The 21074-nt window shown below is 45.8% G+C and carries 22 protein-coding genes and 1 pseudogene; 13 read left to right on the forward strand and 10 right to left on the reverse strand.

From position 1 onward, the window contains the following. The first annotated feature begins 1 nt into the window (after position 1). From atpD to dcm, 4 genes are all read left to right on the forward strand, one after another. Positions 2-1378 carry a F0F1 ATP synthase subunit beta gene (gene atpD, locus B5D50_RS18325; RefSeq protein ID WP_078924113.1) on the forward strand — a complete coding sequence of 459 codons (1377 nt, stop codon included), beginning with the start codon at positions 2-4 and terminating at the stop codon, positions 1376-1378. A gap of 9 nt (positions 1379-1387) precedes the next feature. Next, positions 1388-1813, forward strand: a complete 426-nt coding sequence (locus B5D50_RS18330) for a F0F1 ATP synthase subunit epsilon (RefSeq protein ID WP_234975931.1) — start codon at positions 1388-1390, stop codon at positions 1811-1813. A 79-nt stretch (positions 1814-1892) separates the two neighbouring features. Beyond that, positions 1893-2078 (forward strand): hypothetical protein, encoded by a 186-nt coding sequence (locus tag B5D50_RS18335; RefSeq protein WP_078924115.1) that lies wholly within the window; start codon positions 1893-1895, stop codon positions 2076-2078. A 109-nt stretch (positions 2079-2187) separates the two neighbouring features. After that, a complete protein-coding gene (dcm, locus tag B5D50_RS18340; RefSeq protein ID WP_078924116.1) occupies positions 2188-3558 on the forward strand; it encodes a DNA (cytosine-5-)-methyltransferase in 1371 nt (456 codons plus the stop codon). On the opposite strand, the gene B5D50_RS20680 is transcribed toward dcm, so the two are convergent. Next, positions 3534-3746: a DNA cytosine methyltransferase gene (locus B5D50_RS20680; protein ID WP_268807824.1), complete on the reverse strand. Its 213-nt coding sequence runs from the start codon at positions 3744-3746 to the stop codon at positions 3534-3536. The two genes, dcm and B5D50_RS20680, sit on opposite strands and share 25 nt — an antisense overlap. Positions 3747-4011: 265 nt before the next feature. On the opposite strand from B5D50_RS20680, the gene yjgA reads away from it, so the two are divergent. The 5 genes from yjgA to B5D50_RS18370 all read left to right on the forward strand — a co-directional run bounded on the left by yjgA (position 4012) and on the right by B5D50_RS18370 (position 8930). Beyond that, complete coding sequence (yjgA, locus tag B5D50_RS18350) at positions 4012-4524, forward strand: ribosome biogenesis factor YjgA (protein WP_078924117.1); 513 nt, start codon at positions 4012-4014, stop codon at positions 4522-4524. Positions 4525-4732: 208 nt separating this feature from the next. Next, positions 4733-6013, forward strand: coding sequence for an ABC transporter substrate-binding protein (locus B5D50_RS18355; RefSeq protein ID WP_078924118.1), 1281 nt, complete (start codon positions 4733-4735; stop codon positions 6011-6013). A gap of 116 nt (positions 6014-6129) precedes the next feature. Beyond that, on the forward strand, positions 6130-7089 hold the full coding sequence (locus B5D50_RS18360) for a carbohydrate ABC transporter permease (RefSeq protein WP_078924119.1): 960 nt from the start codon (positions 6130-6132) through the stop codon (positions 7087-7089). Then, a complete protein-coding gene (locus B5D50_RS18365; RefSeq protein ID WP_078924120.1) occupies positions 7086-7910 on the forward strand; it encodes a carbohydrate ABC transporter permease in 825 nt (274 codons plus the stop codon). The genes B5D50_RS18360 and B5D50_RS18365 overlap by 4 nt, the downstream gene beginning before the upstream one ends. A gap of 15 nt (positions 7911-7925) precedes the next feature. Beyond that, positions 7926-8930: an ABC transporter ATP-binding protein gene (locus B5D50_RS18370; protein ID WP_078924121.1), complete on the forward strand. Its 1005-nt coding sequence runs from the start codon at positions 7926-7928 to the stop codon at positions 8928-8930. Between the two features lie 28 nt (positions 8931-8958). On the opposite strand, the gene B5D50_RS18375 is transcribed toward B5D50_RS18370, so the two are convergent. Next, positions 8959-10563 carry an alpha-glucosidase gene (locus B5D50_RS18375; protein ID WP_078924122.1) on the reverse strand — a complete coding sequence of 535 codons (1605 nt, stop codon included), beginning with the start codon at positions 10561-10563 and terminating at the stop codon, positions 8959-8961. Between the two features lie 134 nt (positions 10564-10697). Then, entirely contained in the window at positions 10698-11723 is a 1026-nt protein-coding gene (locus B5D50_RS18380) for a LacI family DNA-binding transcriptional regulator (RefSeq protein WP_078924123.1), read from the reverse strand. Positions 11724-11907: 184 nt separating this feature from the next. Here B5D50_RS18380 and B5D50_RS18385 point away from each other — a divergent pair, with 184 nt between their 5' ends. Continuing rightward, the gene (locus B5D50_RS18385; RefSeq protein ID WP_078924124.1) at positions 11908-13530 is read left to right on the forward strand and encodes an alpha-amylase family glycosyl hydrolase; all 1623 of its coding nucleotides are present in this window, start codon (positions 11908-11910) and stop codon (positions 13528-13530) included. A 63-nt stretch (positions 13531-13593) separates the two neighbouring features. Here B5D50_RS18385 and B5D50_RS20810 read toward each other — a convergent pair whose 3' ends face one another. The 3 genes and pseudogenes from B5D50_RS20810 to B5D50_RS20410 all read right to left on the reverse strand — a co-directional run bounded on the left by B5D50_RS20810 (position 13594) and on the right by B5D50_RS20410 (position 14550). Further along, positions 13594-13842 carry a KUP/HAK/KT family potassium transporter gene (locus B5D50_RS20810; RefSeq protein WP_407701262.1) on the reverse strand — a complete coding sequence of 83 codons (249 nt, stop codon included), beginning with the start codon at positions 13840-13842 and terminating at the stop codon, positions 13594-13596. Positions 13843-13974: 132 nt separating this feature from the next. Further along, positions 13975-14429: pseudogene (locus B5D50_RS20690) on the reverse strand (KUP/HAK/KT family potassium transporter); the annotation flags it as partial. Continuing rightward, complete coding sequence (locus tag B5D50_RS20410) at positions 14383-14550, reverse strand: hypothetical protein (protein WP_159448681.1); 168 nt, start codon at positions 14548-14550, stop codon at positions 14383-14385. The pseudogene B5D50_RS20690 and the gene B5D50_RS20410, both read right to left, overlap by 47 nt. A gap of 157 nt (positions 14551-14707) precedes the next feature. Between B5D50_RS20410 and B5D50_RS18395 the strand changes: the two genes are divergently transcribed. Further along, a complete protein-coding gene (locus tag B5D50_RS18395) occupies positions 14708-16222 on the forward strand; it encodes a PQQ-binding-like beta-propeller repeat protein (RefSeq protein WP_078924125.1) in 1515 nt (504 codons plus the stop codon). A 110-nt stretch (positions 16223-16332) separates the two neighbouring features. Then, complete coding sequence (locus B5D50_RS18400; protein WP_456119739.1) at positions 16333-17283, forward strand: PQQ-binding-like beta-propeller repeat protein; 951 nt, start codon at positions 16333-16335, stop codon at positions 17281-17283. A gap of 413 nt (positions 17284-17696) precedes the next feature. Here the strand turns inward: B5D50_RS18400 and B5D50_RS18405 are convergent, their stop codons facing one another. The 4 genes from B5D50_RS18405 to B5D50_RS18420 all read right to left on the reverse strand — a co-directional run bounded on the left by B5D50_RS18405 (position 17697) and on the right by B5D50_RS18420 (position 18972). Continuing rightward, on the reverse strand, positions 17697-18125 hold the full coding sequence (locus B5D50_RS18405) for a type II toxin-antitoxin system VapC family toxin (protein WP_078924127.1): 429 nt from the start codon (positions 18123-18125) through the stop codon (positions 17697-17699). Further along, the gene (locus B5D50_RS18410) at positions 18122-18385 is read right to left on the reverse strand and encodes a FitA-like ribbon-helix-helix domain-containing protein (RefSeq protein ID WP_078924128.1); all 264 of its coding nucleotides are present in this window, start codon (positions 18383-18385) and stop codon (positions 18122-18124) included. Before B5D50_RS18410 ends, B5D50_RS18405 begins: the two co-directional genes overlap by 4 nt. A gap of 99 nt (positions 18386-18484) precedes the next feature. Beyond that, positions 18485-18739: a PIN domain-containing protein gene (locus B5D50_RS18415; RefSeq protein ID WP_078924129.1), complete on the reverse strand. Its 255-nt coding sequence runs from the start codon at positions 18737-18739 to the stop codon at positions 18485-18487. After that, the gene (locus tag B5D50_RS18420; protein ID WP_078924130.1) at positions 18739-18972 is read right to left on the reverse strand and encodes a FitA-like ribbon-helix-helix domain-containing protein; all 234 of its coding nucleotides are present in this window, start codon (positions 18970-18972) and stop codon (positions 18739-18741) included. Before B5D50_RS18420 ends, B5D50_RS18415 begins: the two co-directional genes overlap by 1 nt. Positions 18973-19536: 564 nt before the next feature. Between B5D50_RS18420 and B5D50_RS18435 the strand changes: the two genes are divergently transcribed. Next, entirely contained in the window at positions 19537-20727 is a 1191-nt protein-coding gene (locus B5D50_RS18435; RefSeq protein WP_078924132.1) for a tyrosine-type recombinase/integrase, read from the forward strand. The last annotated feature ends 347 nt before the right edge of the window (positions 20728-21074 follow it).

Below are 21074 nucleotides of genomic sequence, written 5' to 3' on the forward strand. Positions count from 1 at the left end.
AATGAGTACTGGAAGTATCGTTGAGGTTATCGGCGCGGTTGTCGACGTGGAGTTTCCACGTAGTGCTGTGCCAGCTGTTTACGATGCGTTGACAGTAGCCGACCAGGGTCTGACTCTGGAAGTCCAACAACAGTTGGGTGATGGCATTGTGCGCACGATTGCGATGGGCGCTTCTGACGGCATCAAGCGTGGTATGAAGGTTTCCAATACAGGCGCTCCTATCTCCGTACCAGTCGGTCACGGTACTTTAGGGCGTGTGATGGATGTCTTGGGTCGACCCATTGATAAAATGGGTGATGTGGCTCACGAAGAAAAGTGGCCTATTCACCGTGCTCCACCTGCGTATGCAGATCAAGCAGGTGGCATCGACATTCTTGAAACAGGCATTAAAGTTATCGACTTGATTATGCCTATTGCCAAGGGTGGTAAAATCGGTTTATTCGGTGGTGCGGGTGTTGGTAAAACCGTTACCCTGATGGAGCTGATCAATAACATCGCGAAGCAACACTCCGGTCTGTCGGTGTTCGCAGGTGTCGGTGAGCGGACTCGGGAAGGGAATGACTTCTATCACGAAATGACTGAAGGCGGCGTTATCGACAAAGTAGCGCTGGTTTATGGTCAGATGAATGAACCACCGGGCAACCGTTTACGGGTCGCCTTAACGGGTTTGACGATGGCGGAATATTTCCGTGATGAAGGCCGTGACGTTTTGATGTTCGTTGACAATATCTACCGTTACACCTTGGCGGGTACTGAAGTATCTGCGCTGTTAGGTCGTATGCCCTCTGCGGTAGGTTATCAGCCTACTCTGGCGGAAGAGATGGGCGTTCTGCAAGAACGGATCACTTCGACCAAAAATGGCTCGATCACTTCTTTCCAAGCGGTCTATGTACCTGCGGACGACTTAACTGACCCGTCTCCAGCGACCACCTTCGCTCACTTGGACGCGACTCTCGTTTTGTCTCGTAACATCGCTGAATTGGGTATTTATCCAGCGGTAGATCCTTTGGACTCTACTTCACGGATGTTAGACCCACTCGTGGTTGGTAAAGAGCATTATGAGACTGCGCGTGGTGTTCAGGGTATCCTGCAACGTTATAAAGAACTGAAAGACATTATCGCCATTCTTGGTATGGATGAATTGTCTGAAGATGATAAGAAAGTGGTGGGTCGCGCTCGTCGTATCCAACGTTTCTTGTCACAACCGTTCTTCGTCGCTGAAGTGTTCACAGGTTCTCCGGGTAAATACGTTACGCTGAAAGAAACTTTGGCCAGCTTCAAAGGCATCCTGAACGGTGAGTATGACCACTTACCAGAAAACGCCTTCTATATGGTGGGTTCAATTGAGGAAGCGGTCGAGAAGGCCAAAAAGTTCTAATAGGAGGGCATGATGGCATCGACAATCCAATTAGACGTAGTAACTGCTGAGCAAAAACTTTTCTCCGGTACGGTCGAAAAGGTGATTGCTCCGGGTTCGATGGGTGATTTAGGGATTTATCCTAAACACACTCAATTGATCTCGAAGTTACGTGCAGGTGAGCTGAAATACACCACGGCCGAAGGCACGACCTCGTTGTTTGTCTCTGGCGGTGTGCTAGAAGTGCAGCCAACTCTAATCACTGTACTCGCGGATACGGGTATGCGTGCAGAAGATTTGGATGCACAAGCTGCCCAAGATGCAATGAAACGTGCACATGATGCGCTGCAAGGCAAAGATCCTGCTGATCTTGATTACGAAGCGATTCAGGCTGAGCTGGAAGCAGCGAAGGCACAGATGGAAATGTTGCATCGAATCGGTAAGGTTCGCGGCTAGGTAGCTCCTGTTGTTGTATAAGCAAAAAGCCCCAAATGGGGCTTTTTGTTTTTCTGCTTTTTATATAGAGGAACTGTGAATGTCATCTATTGATGAAATTGTCAGCTTGTTATTAGCACAAAAAGTCAAAGGTTCTTCAGGACAGGTAAGATTTGATTTGGCAAATTTCGATGCTTATAACCGTGCCTTATTAACTCATCCTGACAGGCTAGATGCAAATCATCGCGTGTTTGCTTATAGGCTCCTATGTCAGGCTGGTTTATAGTTTGCCTGATTGATTAAGGAGTGACTGGAGCCGGCCTTACAAAAATGTTATTATCCTCTTAGGTAATTTCAGCAACCAAGGATACCAACACGCATGAAATCAGCTACATATGCTCCGTTTCATTGATCTGTTTGCAGGTATGGGAGGATTCCGCCTTGGTTTTGAAAATGCCTGTGCCGCACAAGGAATCCATGCAGATTGCGTATTCACCTCAGAAATCAAACCGCATGCGATTAAGGTTTACGCCGACAACTTCCCCAATAGCCTCATTCATGGCGACATCACCCAGATTCCGGCTGAGGACATCCCTGATTTTGATGTCCTGTTAGCAGGATTCCCTTGCCAAGCCTTCAGCTATGCGGGTAAACGCCAAGGCTTTGCGGATACCCGTGGTACTTTATTTTTTGAGGTTGAACGGATTCTAGCAGCCAAGCAACCCTCTGCCTTTATCTTGGAAAATGTTGAAGGGTTGGTTGTACATGACCGTGCTAGTCGAGCCGAACCGATTGGGCGGACTTTGAGCATTATCCTAGAAAAACTCAAACAGCTTGATTACTACGTCAGTTGGCAAGTACTGGATGCCAAAGACTTTGGGTTGGCACAAACACGCAAACGTATTTTTATCGTTGGCACAAAAAACCAAACGATCAACCTCAGCCAATTCCCCAAAAAGAAAACAGTTTTACAGGATATATTAGAGACCGGCAAAACTTGCCTTGATACCAAACTCTCGCGGCTATTGCTGTCACATTTCAAGTTAGATGAACTGCACGGTAAGTCCATTAAGGACAAACGCGGTGGCAAGGAAAACATCCATAGCTGGGATATTGGCTTAAAAGGTGAAGTCTCCGCTGAGCAAATTAAACTACTTAACCTGATTTTGCTCTATCGCCGTAATAAAAAATGGGCCATCGGTAAAGGCATTACATGGATGGATGGGATGCCGCTAACCGTGGCGGAAATTAGCACATTTTATGATCATCCCGACTTGCAAGCCATGCTCAATGACTTGGTGCATAAGAACTACTTGAAGTACGAGCATCCCAAGGATTTGGTAGCTATCACGGAGAATGGTACGACTAAAAAAGTGCGCCAGTACCGCACCGATATTGCCAAGGGTTATAATATTGTCGCGGGCAAATTGAGTTACGAAATTAATAAGGTTCTTGACCCTAACACAATTACACCGACCTTGGTTGCCACTGACCTAAATAGGCTGGCGGTACCGGATGGGAATGGCTTGCGCAAACTCACCTTAGTTGAACAATGCCGTCTGTTTGGCTTCCCAGATAACTTCCAATTAAACGTGAAAGATGCGTTAGCGCATGACCTGTTGGGGAATACGGTGCCGGTTGCTACGGTTGCCACCATTGTAGAACGTTTGATTTCTGAAGCGTTTCTTGGAAAGGCTTCACTAGAAACAACTACTGATATCGAGCCACGAAATCAACCTTGTTACCAATTACAGCTTATTGCATAAACTTGGCGTTTACCTGCATAGCTGAAGGCTTGGCAAGGGAATCCTGCTAACAGGACATCAAAATCAGGGATTTCCTCAGCCGGAATCTGGGTGATGTCGCCATGAATAGGGCTATTAGGAAAGTTATCAGCATAAACCTTGATAGCATGCGGTTTGATTTCGGAAGTGAATACACCGTTGGGTGTGATGCCTTATGCATGGCAAGCTTGCTCAAATCCTAGCCGGAATCCACCCATGCCAGCAAACAGGTGAATGAAGCGGAACGTTTCAGGGTGGAGGTCATGGGGCTATGCTTGTTTATACAGCCACTGAGCTTGGCATCTCTAACTGCACAGTTTCAGTGTTATTGTTAACTGGATTAGAAAGCTAGGTGTATTAGTCATTCATTCGGAATCTTTTTGTTTTTTTAGCGTAAATTCATTAGCATCATTGAATTTCAGCAGGTAGGCATAGATGGCAGGTTATTACCACCCAGTCGATGAAGATGATGATTATGTAAGTCGTACCCACGATAAACGTGAGGCAGAAGAGGCTCAGGCTTTAGGTGAGCAGCTGATTGATTTACGCCCCGAGCAACTCGCTCAACTGGATTTGCCTGAGCGTTTAGTGGATGCTGTGTTGGAGGCTAAGCGGTTGAATAATCACGGTGCTTTACGCCGCCAGAAGCAATACATTGGCAAACTGATGCGTCAAGTCGAGCTAGCGCCGATTCAAGCCAAATTTGCAGAGTGGGAGTTTAGCAGTCGTGCACATTTAGCGGTATTCCATCGTTTGGAGCGCTGGCGCGATCAACTGTTAGTGGATGATGCAGCGCTTGGTGAATTACTGGAAGCTTATCCAGCGCTAGATATGCAACATATCCGTGGTTTGATTCGAAATGCACGTAAAGAGCAAGCGACGAATAAGCCTCCGAAAAGTAGTCGAGAGTTATTTCAATATCTACGTAGCTTAGCTGAAGCTCACTAAAGGTGGTCAAGGCTCCAGTTTAGCGCTGGCAGCCTGAATTGAGTAAAAAGCATTTCTTTGCATAAAACCAGCAACAAGGAATTGCTTTTCTGCTGTGACAGGTGTATTTTTGTAAAAATTCAAAGCGCTTTGGATGATTTTGATAAATACTAAAGCGCCCAGTTAGTTTATTTTCTATGTGTTGTTGATTTCTTGGAGGAGATAGATCATGACCTTAATGCGTAATCCTATTAAGCAAGCCATTCTGCTGTCAATAATGGCAGCTTCAATGACTTCAATTTCTGCGTATGCAGTAGAAGTCAATTTTGTTTCTGGTGCGGTCGGTAAAGACATCGAAGTCTTTAAAGAACTCGTCAAGCCTTGGGAAAAAGAAACAGGTAATACTGTCAAAGTAGTACCGATGCCATCTTCTACAACCGATCAGTTCGCGCAATATCGTTTGTGGCTATCGGCAGGTAATGCCGATGTTGATGTGTATCAGACGGATGTTATTTGGGCACCACAGTTAGCTGATAACTTCGAAGATTTGACAGAAGCCACTAAAGACGTCATCAAAGACCATTTCCCATCCATCGTTGAGTCTCAAACCGTTAACGGTAAACTAGTCGCTATGCCACTGTTTACTGACGCACCAGCTTTATATTATCGCAAAGACCTGCTGGAAAAGCATAAGCTCAGTGTACCTAAAACTTGGGAAGAGCTGACCGAAACGGCCAAAAAAGTTCAAGAAGCTGAGCGTGCAGAAGGCAGTAAAGACTTATGGGGCTTTGTATGGCAGGGTAATGCTTATGAAGGTTTAACCTGTAATGCGCTAGAGTGGGTTAAATCTTTCGGTGGTGGTCAAATCGTTGAGCCAGATGGCAAAATCTCGATTAATAATCCAAAAGCAGTCGCTGCGGTTGATTTAGCCAAGTCATGGGTAAATACGATTTCTCCTCCGGGCGTTTTGTCTTACGGTGAAGAAGAAGCTCGTGGTGTTTGGCAAACGGGCAATGCAGTCTTTATGCGGAACTGGCCTTATGCTTATGGCTTAGGTGAAGCTGATGACAGTAAAGTTAAAGGTAAGTTTGACGTAACCACTTTACCAACTGGGGGTGACAACGACAAATCGGCTGCAACTTTAGGTGGTTGGAATTTAGCGGTATCTAAATATGCTAAAAATAAAGAGGCAGCGATTGCCTTAGTTAAGTTCTTAGCATCTACTGAAACCCAAAAGCAAAATGCTTTAATTGGTTCTAAACTGCCAACGGTCATGTCGCTGTACGATGATGCAGACATTAAAGAAAAGCAGCCAATTATTCCACGTTGGAAAGATGTATTCTTACAAGCAGTACCACGCCCCTCTGCGCCGACTAAAGTGAAGTATAACGAAGTATCTTCTAAGTTCTGGTCAGCCGTGCATGAGACTTTATCAGGTAAAGGTACCGCTGCTGAGAATCTTGAGGTTCTTGAGGCTGATTTAACCGAATTACAAGGTAAAGGTTGGTAAGTTCTCCTCCAAACCCTGAGCGCCAATAGCCTCAGGCGTTAAGTCGAAAGGGTAACAGCCGATGTTGTTACCCTTTTTTAAAGCACCACCTTAGCATCACCTCAGGAGATAACCTCATGACCCCTCATGCAGTCACATCTTCAGGTAGAGCAGAGTTACAATCTCAACGTATTCGTGCGGCCATGTGGTTTTTAATACCCATGATCGCAGCTTTGGTTTTTGTTGCTGCTTATCCTTTATTTCGTTCTATTTACTTTAGTTTTACCGATACTTCATTGACCAATTTATATGCGGGTCAGTGGATAGGTTTTGATAATTATTTAAGCTGGCGGACTCTGCCATCCGGTCGTACCATTTTTAAAGGTACTCTAGTCGATCCTGCTTGGTGGAATGCCGTTTGGAATACGGTACGTTTCGCCGTCGTTTCGGTCACTTTGGAAGCCATTTTAGGTATGATGGTAGCCTTAGTGCTTAATGCAGAGTTCAAAGGCCGTGGCCTAGTTCGGGCGGCGATCTTAATTCCTTGGGCGATTCCTACCATCGTTTCTGCAAAAATGTGGAGCTGGATGCTCAATGACCAGTTCGGTATTGTCAATGATGTATTGATGAATATGGGCATTATCTCTCAAAAAATCGCTTGGACCGCTAATGCGGATACCGCCATGTTTGCAGTGCTTGTGGTCGATATTTGGAAGACGACACCTTTTATGGCTCTGCTGTGTTTAGCAGGTCTGCAAATGGTTCCGAAGGATGTGTATGAAGCTTCCAAAATTGATGGGGTGCATCCGATTAAAGTGTTCTTTAAAATCACTTTACCTTTGGTGAAACCGGCTTTAATGGTTGCGATTATCTTCCGTATGTTAGATGCCTTACGTATTTTCGATTTGATTTATGTATTAACGCCTAACTCTTCAGCAACCAAAACGATGTCGATTATCAGTCGTGAGAATATGATTGAGTTTGATAAGTTTGCCTATGGCTCAGCTCAGTCAACGCTATTGTTTACCTTCATCGCTTTGTTCGTGATTCTTTATATCTGGCTAGGTAAAGTTGATCTAGGTGGAGATAAAAAATGAAAATCGTTAAGAAAATAGCGTTTTATTTACTGGTCTTAGTGATTGTGGTCGCTTCAGTCTTCCCCTTTTACTATGCAGTCATCACGAGTTTCAAAACGGGTACAGCTTTATTTGAAGTCAATTACTGGCCAACCTCTTTCAGTTTAAATAACTACTATGCTGTTTTTGAGCAAGGTGAGTTTCCCCGTAATATCTTAAACTCAGTCTTTATTGCCACGATGACCGTTATTTTAGCTTTGTTAATGGCTGTCACTGCCTCTTATGCCTTGGCGCGGGTGAGATTCCGTGGACGGGGTTTATTGCTGATGACTATTTTAGCGGTTTCTATGTTCCCACAAATTGCGGTGTTGTCTGGCTTGTTTGAAATGATCCGGTTTATCGGTATTTACAACACGCCTTGGGCTTTAATTCTGTCTTATACCATTTTCACTTTGCCTTTTACGGTTTGGGTGCTGACGACCTTTATGCGTGATTTGCCAATTGAGATTGAAGAGGCCGCGATTGTCGATGGTGCGACACCTTGGCAAATTATTGTGAAAGTCTTTTTGCCTTTAATGTGGCCAGCCTTAGTCACTACGGGTTTGTTGGCATTCATTGGTGCATGGAATGAGTTTTTATTTGCTTTAACGTTTACCTCTTCGAATGAGACACGTACTGTGCCGGTAGCGATTGGCTTATTATCAGGTGCGACGCAATATGAAACCCCTTGGGGCATTATTATGGCGGCATCGGTCTTGGTAACAGTGCCTATTATTATTATGGTACTGATTTTCCAACGTAAGATTGTTGCTGGTTTAACGGCTGGTGGCGTTAAAGGCTAAAGGAGGAGTATTGAAATGGCTCGGATTGAATTAAAAAATGTACGTAAATCCTATGGTGCCTTTGATGTAATCAAGGGTGTCAATCTAGATATTCGTAGTGGCGAATTCATGGTATTCGTGGGTCCATCAGGTTGTGGGAAATCAACTTTATTGCGCCTGATTTCTGGCTTAGAGGATATTACCTCTGGGGATATGCTGTTTGATGGAGAGCGAGTTAATCACCTCGCACCGTCTAAACGCGGTATTGCTATGGTGTTCCAATCCTATGCTTTATATCCGCATATGAACGTCTATGACAATATGGCGTTTGGGATGAAGTTAGCGAATACTACCCCGGAAGATATTCGGATTCGTGTCGAAAAAGCCGCGAAAATGCTACAAATTGACCATTTGCTGGATCGCTTACCTAAGCAATTATCGGGAGGTCAACGTCAGCGGGTGGCGATTGGACGGGCGATTGTGCGTGATCCACGGGTATTCTTGTTCGATGAACCGCTGTCCAATTTGGACGCAGCTTTGCGGGTGCAAACTCGTTTGGAAATCGCCAAACTGCATCATGACATGAATAAAGCGACCATGATTTATGTCACCCATGATCAGGTTGAGGCGATGACTTTAGCGGATCGAATTTGTGTGCTGCGTGATGGTTTGGTTGAGCAGGTAGGTACTCCCGCCGAGCTGTATGCTAGCCCCAATTCTGTATTTGTTGCAGGCTTTATTGGTTCACCAAAGATGAATTTCCTCACGGGTAAGTTCGCTGAGCAATTCAATTGTACTACTTTGGGGATACGCTCTGAGCACTTGGATATTGATAACACTAATCCAGTTTGGCGAGGCGAAGTCGTGCATTATGAAAATCTAGGCTCTGATAATTACATATTCGTGGATATTGGCGGTACTGAGCCAATGATTGTGCGCGAAGATGGAACAGCCTCTTATGAGATTGGAGCTAAGGTAGGCATTCGTCCAGAGACCCATAATTTGCATCGCTTTGATGCAAACGGTAAGCCTATGCGTTAGGCTTACCGTCTTTTGTAGTTGGTATCTGTCAGCTATTGACAGATACCTTATCTGCTAGTTGAAAGAAAGCAAAACCATTGCCCGCTAAGTGTAATTCACCTGCTGTTAGCTCTGCTCGCTCGGCTAAGACTTCGGTCAGTTGACCGCTTAGTTTAAGTTGTTGCTGGGTCGCCGACAGATTAAACACACATAACAGATCATCCCCCCGGATCAGGGCGAGAATAGGCTCTGCAGTCTCTAAGAAGCGCGTTGCTCCATATTTAAGGGTTGCACTGGATTGGCGCAGACGCAGCATCCGCTTATAAAAATTAAGCACTGAATCAGGATCATTCACTTGCCCGGCTACACTGCGCGCTGCTTGCTCAGGTTTCACAGGTAGCCAAGGTTTAGCGGTGCTAAACCCTGCATGTGGCTGTGCAGCATCCCAAACCATCGGTGTCCGGCAGCCATCGCGGCCTTTGTTTTCTGGCCAGAAGCGTAAGCCTTGAGGATCAGTCAACTCACTATAGTCTAAATCTGATTCGGTTTGCCCTAATTCCTCACCTTCATAAATGCAGATCGAACCTTGTAAAGACAGTAAGAGTGCTGCTGCTTGTTTAGCGAGTGCTTCGTTGCTAACACCATACTGTTGCCAACGAGTTGTATGGCGTGCCACATCATGGTTCGAAAAAGCCCAGCAAGGCCAGCCGTGGGGTGCGCCAGTATAAAACTCTTCAACCAGCTTACGGAAATGGTTGGCACTGAATGGATCTTTCAACATTTCAAACGAATAGCACATATGTAAACGTTGACCCGAGGTGTATTCACCCATCATCCGAATCGGATGGTGATCTTCACCCATTTCCCCTACCATCGTGCGAGCCTCAAATTCATCCAATAAGGCACGCATCCGTTCTAAAAAGGCTAAATTTTCTGGCTGGTTTTTCGAGAAAATATGGTATTGCATACTGTAAGGATTCCATTCGGGCTTTTCTTTCCGCCGGAAATCCGCAGGATCGTTACGCAGCAGCGCATCATGGAAATAAAAATTCACCGTATCTAAGCGGAAGCCATCAACACCACGTTCTAACCAAAAACGCATCGTGGACAAGAGCCAATCTTGTACTTCCGTATTATGGAAATTAAAATCAGGTTGCTCGACCAGAAAATTATGCAAATAGTATTGATGTCGGCGTGAATCCCATTGCCAAGCACCCCCTCCAAAAACAGACAGCCAATTATTCGGGGGTGAGCCATCATGTTGTGGGTCAGCCCAAACATACCAGTCAGCTTTAGGGTTATGGCGGTTTTGGCGACTTTCTTTAAAGAACGGATGTTCAGAACTGGAGTGCGACAATACTTGGTCAATAATGACTTTTAAACCTAACTCATGTGCACGTGCAATCAGTTGATCGAAATCGGCCAGTGTGCCGAAAGTTGGATCAATATCAGTATAGTTTGAAACATCATAACCCATGTCTAGCATGGGTGAAGTGAAAATAGGGGAAAGCCAAATAGCATCTACCCCTAAATCAGCAATATAGGGCAAGCGCTCAGTAATCCCGGCTAAATCACCGATGCCATCCTGATTAGAGTCTTGAAAAGATCGAGGGTAAATTTGATAAGTGACCGCTCCACGCCACCATTCATTCATAGCATGCTCCTTGTAATACAGTTAATGGTATAGGGTATGAGTCGTTTTTATAATTATTTTAAGCCAAATACTATACCCAAAGCGCTTTGAATGCATTAGATAAGCAAGCAGCGCAAGGGTTAAATTTTTGTTAGTTAAACTTTACGAATTCGTGTCGAACCACGAATCACCAGATCGACCTCTAGAACTTTACATTGTTTAGCTTGGTTTTGACTACGCATTTCAATTTCTCGATGCAGCATTTGGGTAATTTCATAACCCGCTCTGCGAATCGGTGAGCTAGTCGTGGTCAGTGGAGGGTCAAATTTATCAGCTTGCAAATAAGGAATATGATCATCATGGGCAATGAGCGCAATATCATGCCCCGGCTCTAAACCATGCTGTCGCAAAGCGCGCATCGCGCCTAAAGCAAAAATCATATTGCTGACTAAAAAAGCACTAGGACGAGGACGATGCATCAGCAATTGAGCCACTGCATTAAAGCCATATTCCTCCGTCATCCCGCCTTGAGTGCATAAACTAGGGTCATACGGAATTCCATATTGCTCTAACGCCAGCTTATAGCCTAAATAACGATCATTGGCATAATTTAAACTACATTCGTCATTAATCAAGCCAATGCGCTGATGCCCTAATTCGATTAATAAGCGGGTGGCTTTGGCAAAAGCGCCCTGATTATCAATATCACAATAAGAATAGGGGTGTTCACATTGAGTACGCCCATGCAAAACAAAGGGTAGGTTGGTGGCAGCTAAACTGGCAACTCGTGAGTCAACCACGGCAGGGCTACTAATGAGTAAGCCATCCACCCGCCCAGACATCGCTAATTGCTCATAGACTTTTTGTTCTTGGCTTAAGGGAGTGGGGATCACCGTCACATCCATATCGGATTCTGCTAAAAACTGTGCGACGCCTGCTAAATACTCACCAAAAAGAGGTTCAACAAATAAGTTCTTTTCAATCGGTAGTACAATACCGATATGCTCAGTACGCCCAGTGGCTAATGACTTGGCACTCGGATTCGGTCGATAGTTCATTTCCCTTGCTAATTGCATAACCCGCTGACGAGTACGCTCGCTGACCTCAGGATAGCCATTGAGGGCACGACTCACGGTCGTTTGCGATAATCCAAGGCGTAGCGATAGCTCTTTTAGGCTCATGAGGGGACGGGTCTTTACTTCAAGCTGGTAAAGTTTGATTCTATCGAATAAGCATGGGCTGGAATAGTGGCTTTACCTTAAGGTAAACATTTGATCGTTCAAAGCGCTTTGAGTTTATGCTTTAATAGCTGTTAAAATTTAGCTTCCAGTCTATACACATGCAACTCGGAGAAGGGTGCTTATCATGCAAATTCAAAATTATTTACAGTTAGGTGGAGAGAGTGACTGGTGGAAGGGCGCAGTCATTTATCAGATTTACCCACGTTCATATAAAGATACTAACGGTGATGGAGTCGGTGATCTACCCGGTATTATCGAAAAGCTGGATTATATTGCTGATCTTGGCGTGGACGCGATTTGGATTTCGCCCTTTTTTACTTCACCGATGAAGGATTTTGGCTACGATGTCTCGGATTATCGAGATGTTGATCCTTTGTTTGGCTCATTAGCTGATTTTAAGCAATTACTTACTAAAGCCCATGACTTGGGTGTGCGTGTTTTGATTGATTTGGTGCTCTCGCATACTTCGGATCGGCACCCTTGGTTTATTGAGAGTCGTAGCAGCCGCAGCAATGAGAAAGCGGACTGGTATGTTTGGGCAGAGCCGAAACTGGATGGGACACCGCCGAATAATTGGTTTTCGCTTTTTGGTGGCTCTGCTTGGGAATGGGACACGCGGCGGCGACAGTATTATTTGCATAACTTTCTTACCAGTCAGCCGGATCTGAATTTCCATAATTCCCAAGTGCAGGACGCTTTATTGGAGATGGTTCGTTTTTGGCTGGATTTAGGTGTCGATGGCTTCCGTCTTGATACGGTGAATATGTATGTACATGATCAAGCGCTGCGGGATAATCCGCCCATTGGCAATAAGCGCGTGAATGGAGTGGATGAATCTAATCCATATACCCTGCAAGAGCCACTGTATAATATTACTCGTCCTGAAAACCTGCAGTTTTTAGAGCGTTTCCGCCAAGTCTTAAATGACTATCCTGCGGTGACCTCAGTTGGTGAATTAGGGGCGGTGACGGATATGTACACCCGTATCGCTGAATACACCGAAAGCGGCAAACGGATTCACATGGCCTATAGCTTTGACTTTATGACTAAAGAGTTTAATGCAGGGCATATTCGCCGGGTTGTGGAGCGTATGGAGGCGATGCAAGGTGGCTGGTCTTGCTGGGCCTTCTCGAATCATGATATTGCACGTGCAGTGACTCGTTGGGGAGTCGGGCATGAAGCTGCTCCGTTACTCACGGCGATTTTAACCAGCTTACGCGGTAGCTCTTGTTTCTATGAGGGTGAGGAGTTGGGCTTGCCTGAAGCAGAGCTAGCTTTTGAGGATTTACAAGATCCTTTCGGTATTCGTTTCTGGCCAGAATTTAAAGGGCGGGATGGTTGTCGGACACCGATTCCTTGGAGTGCTACCGAGGCTAATGCAGGCTTTAGTGCAGCGGGCGTAAAGCCTTGGTTGCCGATTCCTGAGCAGCATCAAGCCTTAGCGGTCGATCAACAGCAGCAAGCGGATTCAGTTCTACAACGGACTAAAACCTTCTTGCATTGGCGACATCAACAACCGGATCTGCTGAATGGCGATAGTCAGTTTTTCGATGCGCCCGAGCCGATTTTAGTCTTGAGACGCGGGCAATTAGTTTGCATTTTCAATCTTAGTGCTACCCCCCAACGCTTTACTGTGCCAGCTGAGTTAACACTCACAGCACTCAAGGGGCATGGGTTCTCAGCGAGCTTGACTGACGGTGTGGCGAGTTTGCCACCTTACGAAGTCTTGTTTGCACAGTTAGGCTAACTGATTAGCATCCTGATAGGGCTAGCGCACTTGTTTGAGCAAGGCGCTAGCAGGTTAGTTGCTTTATAGCCGGACTTGAGTACCTAGCTCGACTACGCCGACTACTTTTAAGCGTTCCTCCTCAGGCACATAGGGTATTTCTTCATTATCAACATGCAGGAAGATTAATTGCTCATGCAATACCTTGTAATGCTTAAAATTATAAAATAAGCGGCTTGGCACTAAATCTGCACTTGAGCTTAAATAAATGGCTGTACCCGGAATAGGTGGAATACTCGGATAAATTTCACTAACAAATTTGCGCCAAGTCATATTGATTTTACGGCGCTCCTCAATCACTAATTCGCTGCCTTTTTTCCAAGTGCTGAGTAAAATGAAAATCAAACCACCTTTTAAAGCTAAAAAGATAGCCGATAAAAGTACAAAAGTGGCGACTGGATGAGCTAGCGTAAATTGTAGAGCATAGAATGGGTTAAGTGCTTTTAGAGCTTCAGTATTTTGCAGAATACTCACTATTCCCAAAGCCGCTAAGCTAATAAACCAGACTAAAGTAATCGGTCCAAATAGTTTACCTATTTAGTAGTGCCATAACGCTGAACTAAAAATAGGCTGACTAAAATACTGAGAGTAATGGGTATAATCCAGTGTTCAAATTGAGGCGTGGCTACACTAATCCCCTCAACAGCAGAGAGTACTGAAATAGCGGGAGTGAGGATGGCATCGCCATAAAATAAGGCAGTGCAACGATGCCAAGCAAAGCGATGGTTTGTTTGCATCATGTTTGGAAAAGTGCGGCGGCTATGGCGTTGAGCGAGCGCTGGTAAAGCTAATACCTCACCTTCGCTTTTATTATCAAAAAGCCTCTCGAAAAGCATAAAGCGGAGGAGTAAGAATATCATGAGAGAGTGCCGATAGAATTGAGCTACCTAAGCGTTCAGCTACCATCTGCACCTGTGCTTCTTGAGCCAATTTTTCTAAACGATATAGCTCTAAAGCTTTGTTGCTCGCGGGTGATTGCATTGGCAGCTTGCTCTCTAAAACCCGACATGAAATGAGTATCAGTTGAAACTAAAAACAACTCAAATAACGGCTGTTATGGATAGTTTATAATTATCTTACGCTTGATGTTTCGGCCAAGCTGAACTAAAAACAATAAGAGAGCTATATTGCCGACCGAGTGTCTATCAAACCGTATTTTCTTAAACGGTATGGCGGGCGTATTGTCACCGTGGTGTTATTTCATTGGATGAAAATTATGTATTCACCTCATCGTACCATTAAAGTAAGCCTTGTTTTGCGTCTATTCGCTATTTTTCTAATAGCCTGTGGGCTTTGGTTAGTCGGCGGGGGTATTTACCTTGTAGTCTTGGGCGGCTCTTGGTATTACCTATTAGCGGGTCTGGCTAACCTCGTCGCAGGTGGATGGATGTATCGAGGTAAGATCCAAGGTGTTTGGCTCTATCTGGTTTTTTTTGGTATATCCCTGTTCTGGGCGGTCTGGGAAACCAGTTTAGATTTCTGGGCTATGGTGCCACGTGTCGCTGCTTTACTGGGTGTTACCTGTGTCATTTTATTGCTGGTACCGTTGTTTCGTGACCCACAACCCCCGATGCGTGTTAGGCAAGTTTCACGGTGGGGTGGCTTGGCGCTGGCCACCATTTTGGTGATTTGGTTGGTGACCATGTTGCAACCGCATGGGCTGATCTATAACCCAGTGCCATTGACACTAGGCAAGATTTCTGAAGTGACCACTGAGACGGGCAACAACTGGCTCTCTTATGGTCGGACAGGGGAGGGTAATCGCTATGCTCCGTTTGATCAAATCACCCCAGCTAATGTTGATAAACTCGAAGTCATTTGGACAGCTCGACATGGCGATATTCAAAAAATGACCAACGAAAACCAGAACACACCCACTTATGTGAAGGGTGTTCTTTATCATTGTTCGCCAACTAATATTTTAACCGCAGTGAATGGATCGAGTGGCAAGATTCTTTGGCAATATAATCCGCAAGCCTCTTCACCCTTTTGGAATCGTTGTCGAAGTGTGGCTTATTATGATCCGGGAACAGGTGATGCCTGTGGGCCACGTATCATCATGGCGACGATTGATGCCCGGATGCTGGCGGTGCGTGCTGATAATGGTCAACTGTGTGAAACTTTTGGTAATCAAGGTGTCGTCGATTTAAAACAAGGCATGGGTGAGGTACAGGCCGGTTTTTATATGGCCACCAGTGGTGCGATGCTCGCAGGCGACAAAATCGTGTTGGGTGGGTGGATTGCAGACAATTACGGTGAGGGCGAGCCATCGGGGGTCGTGCGTGCTTTTAATGCAGCCACCGGGGAATTGAGCTGGGCTTGGGATTTAGGTAATCCCGCGATCACCACTCTGCCGCCGCCCGGTGAAACCTATACTCGTGGTACGCCTAATGTATGGGCACCAATGGCTTTTGACCTCAAGCTAGGTGCCTTGTATCTGCCACTAGGCAATGCTACCCCAGATTATTGGGGCGGGACACGCCGCCCGTTTGATGATGCCTACTCTTCCTCTATCGTAGCCTTAGATTTAGCCACTGGGCGCGAGCTTTGGAAGTATCAGACGGTGCATCACGATCTATGGGATTATGATATACCGGCACAACCAACTTTAATGGATCTTCCTAGTGCTAATGGGGACATCATTCCAGGGTAGTGCGCTTAAGGAGTTGAAAAGATTTCTGTCTATTAACATTTAAACCTTATCACGACGTAAGTTTAGCTGTGTAGGCTTCTATCGATTTCAACCTGTTTAATGCACTACCCATTCCAGCATTAGCACAGATCACCAAACGCGGGCAAATTTTCTTGCTGGATCGTCGGACGGGCCAGCCGATTGCCGAGGTGAAGGAGCAGCCTGTTCCAGCGGGTAATGCAGAGGGCGAACGCTATTCACCCACGCAGCCGTATTCAGTGGGTATGCCTGCTATTGGTGCAGAACTGCTGGCTGAGAACAAGACTTGGGGGATGACTCCATTAGATCATCTGTATTGCCGTATTCTATTTAAGAAATACCAGTATCAAGGTGATTTCACGCCACCAAGTACCCAAAAAGGCTTGCAGTCGCCCGGGAATAACGGTGGTTTTAATTGGGGGAGTGCTTCTTTTGATCAAGGACGAAATCTATTAATTGTCAATGACCTACGTATGCCCGTTGTCACCCGTCTGACTTCACGCGAAGAAATTGACGCGATGCCTTCGCTGGATCCGCACGGAATTTATTCCAAAATGTATAAGACACCGTATGGTATGTATGTCGACAATTTCATGTCGCCGTTGTATGTACCTTGTATGCAGCCACCCTATGGCACGATGAGCGCTATCGACATGGTATCCCGCCAATTGGTCTGGCAACGCCCGGTTGGTACGACCCAAGAGGTCGGACCCTTGGGCATTCGCTTAGGGATTCCCTTCAATGTGGGTATGCCGACCCTAGGGGGTGCAGTAACAACTCAAGGGGGCGTTACCTTCATCTCAGGAACTCAAGATTATTATCTGCGTGCTATCGAGACTGAAACCGGTAAGGAATTATGGAAAGGGGCGCTTCCGACGGGTGGACAGGCTACGCCGTTGATTTATATGGATCAAGCAAGCGGGCGCGAAGTGATTGTCGTCAATGCGGCGGGTGCTCCACATAATCCCCGTGACCGAGGCGATTATTTGGTGGCGTTTGCTCTACCCAAAACAGTGATCGAACAAGGTGCGCCGAAACAATAGGAGCAAAAAGCAGCGGGTGAGCCAAGCAGTCGTCTATTATTCATAGCAGTGATAGAGGTTATTATTTTTGCTTTATAGACGAATAAAGCAGATTAGACCATCATGAAGTCTCTAAAGAGGAGAGTTCTGATGACTGCGATATGCGCGCCTTTAAGTGAAGATATAAAAGTTTATCCGGTTAAAATCGAAGCAGGGCGCGTCTTGATTGAGTTGGCTTGAGGCTAGCCAGACTGAAAACAAAAAGCCTTGTACTTGTCTAGTTGGCAAGGTTTTTACAAGCTCAAACCCGCTCCCTGCTTCCTGAGCCACTCTTTTCTTTCCTGGTAATCCGGCAAAATTTTATCTACCTCATTCCAGTCAGCTCAACGCGGCAAGCTGTTGCAGAAAGGGTTGTTCAACCTCGGTGTATTCGCTTATTCTTTTGAGTGATCCCAAGGATTACACAGCGGCATGTCTGGCAAGCCGATAAAGTCCTTTATATTGCGTGTTACCAGTAGGGCATGGTGTGTTCTGGCAATCGCTGCGAGCATCATGTCCTCAACACTCATTGGGCGACCTGATTGTTGGGTTTGCAATGCGATCATGGCGTAATGCGATGCTGTTGTGCAATCGTAAGTCAGGCAGCGTTCTGCGAATAATGCGAATACGGCACTCGCTGCCTGCTGAAGCTGCTGCTTGCGTTTACCATCCACCAATTGACCGATTCCCCATTCGATTTCAGCTTTGCTGATGGCACAGAGGAACAGGTCGGTCTCCAGTTGTGCATCCACCCAATTCAATACGGCTGCATCCGGCTGTGTTTTCATCAGCTCGGAGATAACATTGGTGTCTAGCAGGATCATGGTGCGGCACTGAAAAAATCAGGTATTGCGCGGGGTAAAGAGCGCGGTGGCAGTGCAAAATCCGTGTCTGCTGAACCGCTGATGTCCATGACCGTTTGGTGGATGCGGCTGCCAAAGCCTTTTTGCTGGTTTGACCCTGTAATGGCCTGTTGCAGGATACGCCGAACCTCTTCCTCCATCGAACAGCCGTGTTCTGCCGCCTGAATACGCAGTTGCTTTTTCAGCGACTCATCTATATTCCGAATGGTTAGCATGGCCATGAGAAAAGCCTCCGATTGATACGAAATGTATTCATTGTATGCAGTGATACCAATGAATGCAATAACCACTCCCTTTTCAAATTCGGTCTATTCGCTCATTTAATTGTTTTCATCAAATGGGTTGCTGTACCCCTCAAGTACCGTTGTTAACCAGCCTTCCAGTAGGCTGACTTGCTCCTGATCACCACGATGGTAAATCAGGTCAACACCCTGGCGTAACTCACCTAGCGTAATCACACTTAGATAACAGACAGAACCCTGTTCTTGGGCTTGTGTTACAAACCGCGCCACACCGGGATTCATCCGCTCTTTTTTGCGTAGTTCGCTGATAACATTCGTATCCAGTAAATACATCAGCTAAACACTTCGGGTGCTGCATCATTCTGAATCCGCTCAAAGTCGCTGTCTCTGCCGACATTCGGCATCTCTTTCAACAGGTCAAGGAAGCTTTTCTTTTTGGGGCGCATCAGTACCTGTTCCAGAATTTGACGGTGGGCGGCTTCGGCGCTGATCCCCAGGTGACTGGCGTGTATCTTTAATGCTTGAGCGATTTCATCGCTGATGTTTCTTACAATGAGATTAGCCATTGTTGTCACCTCCTGCTGATCTTGATGGCTTAGTGATAGCATTGCTATCGTTTTCCGTAAATCAGGAAACCTCTCTCAGCCTCCCCTTATCAGGCACGCAGAAGAAACCCTTCCCACCCCCCCCTTATCAGGAGCGAAGTAAGAGGGTAGTGTGCCTCTGGGTGGTTTAATTTGAGGTTCAAGTTGTTCTTTTGCTAGCTTTGGCGTATGAAAAGTCGCCCTTATCAACCCTATCATGACCGTCTTATTGCATTGGCACGGGTCAACCGGAAAAATCCGACACCTGCCGAGCACAAAATGTGGTCAGAAATTCTGCGCCAAACCCCAGAAAGCAAAAAGCCCTGTAAACTATTCATTTACAAGGCTTTTGAATTGGTGCCGGCACTCGGAATCGAACTGAGGACCTACTGATTACAAGTCAGTTCATATAGTGTTTTTACCTGTTCACCTGTGTTTTCTAAACACCTTGCTACATAAGGCTTCAGGCCGTTCTATTGTTCATATCTGTTTCCAGCTGTACGCTACTTTTCACACTCAAAAGGTATAGATAGGGGTATAGATGAAATGTCACTGACTGCTTTAGCTATCAAATCTCTGAAGAACAAAGAGGGCAAACCCTACACGGATTATTTAGATGGGAATGGCCTAAAAGTCCGAGTGACTAGGGCAGGGCACAAATCCTATTTGTACCGCTACAAAATCAACGGAAAACCCTTTGAATACACGATTGGGGCAGTAGATGACCTGAGCTTGTCTGATGCTCGCAAAGAGCACGCTAGCTTAGTATCCCAAGTGAAAGCTGGCAGGAATCCAAAGCTTGAACGTGATCTGAAAACACAATCTGTTCATGCAGTCCCCACAGTCAAAGACTTTGCAGAGACGTATATCCAGCGTTACGCCAAACCGAAAAAGAAATCATGGTTAGAAGATGACCGCCAACTGAAAGCGGATGTTATCCCCGCACTAGGTAGCCTCAGAATCGACGCTGTGAAGCGTGCACATGTTATCGCACTGCTAGATAGGAAAGAGGACGCGGGCGCGATGGTGGCACGAAATCGGCTGTTATCCTTACTGTCTAAATACTTTGCTTTCGCTTTAGAGCGCGGGCTAGTGGAACTGAACCCCGTCACGGGCATTAAGCGGTTAACCGAAGAATCTAGGAATCGAGTCCTATCTGATAATGAAATCAAATTGTTCTGGCACTGGTTGCATTCAAATAAGTGTGACTTCGCAACTAACAGCGCCTTGAAGCTGGCCTTAATCACTGGGCAGCGCGTGGATGAAGTTTGCTCTATACGAGAGGAGCACATCCAAGGCGATTGGTGGCTACTGCCAGACTCTAAGAACTCACTACCGCATACTGTGTTTCTGTGTGAAATGGCTAAGCAAATTATTGACGAGTTGCGCCCCCATAGTCGCAAGGGCTACTTGTTGATCAACGGGAAAGGGGCGGCAAAAGATTCTGCGTCACTTCCCAAAGCGATGAAAGAATCAAGTATCGAGTGGGAATCTGAGCCAAAGCCAACCCCTCACGATTTACGGCGAACCTGTATTACTGGCATATCCTGCCTAGGGTTCAGCCGCTTGGTACAGGACAAGGTAGCTAATCACATAGATAGTTCAGTCGGTGGTATCTATGACCGTAACGACTACGCCAAAGAGAAACAGCAGGCAATGGAAGCATGGGAGCGTAAACTAAGCGAGATTATCCACGGGCAAGCAAGCAGCAATGTCCTAACTTTTCGCCAAGCCTAAGCCACCTAACCACGATCACCAAGGCCGGACACGTTCCGGCTTTTTTGTGCTTATCATTAGGCGTGCACACGCAAAAATCACAACATTCACAACAAGTATCTTAAGTTATTGATAATTTATGCTAAGTCATTGATTTTATGTGTTGTGATTTTTCACAACAAATTCACAACATTCACAACAAATCAAAGACTCTGCCTTGCTGGAAATATTTATAACACTTTGTTTTTTATGAAATAAGGGTTTATTTTTCTGGTGTTGTGAGTGTTGTGAGTGTTGTGAGTGTTGTGAGTGTTGTGAGTGTTGTGAGTGTTGTGAGTGTTGTGAGTGTTGTGAGTGTTGTGAGTGTT

This window comes from Thiothrix eikelboomii (assembly GCF_900167255.1).
GTDB lineage: Bacteria > Pseudomonadota > Gammaproteobacteria > Thiotrichales > Thiotrichaceae > Thiolinea > Thiolinea eikelboomii.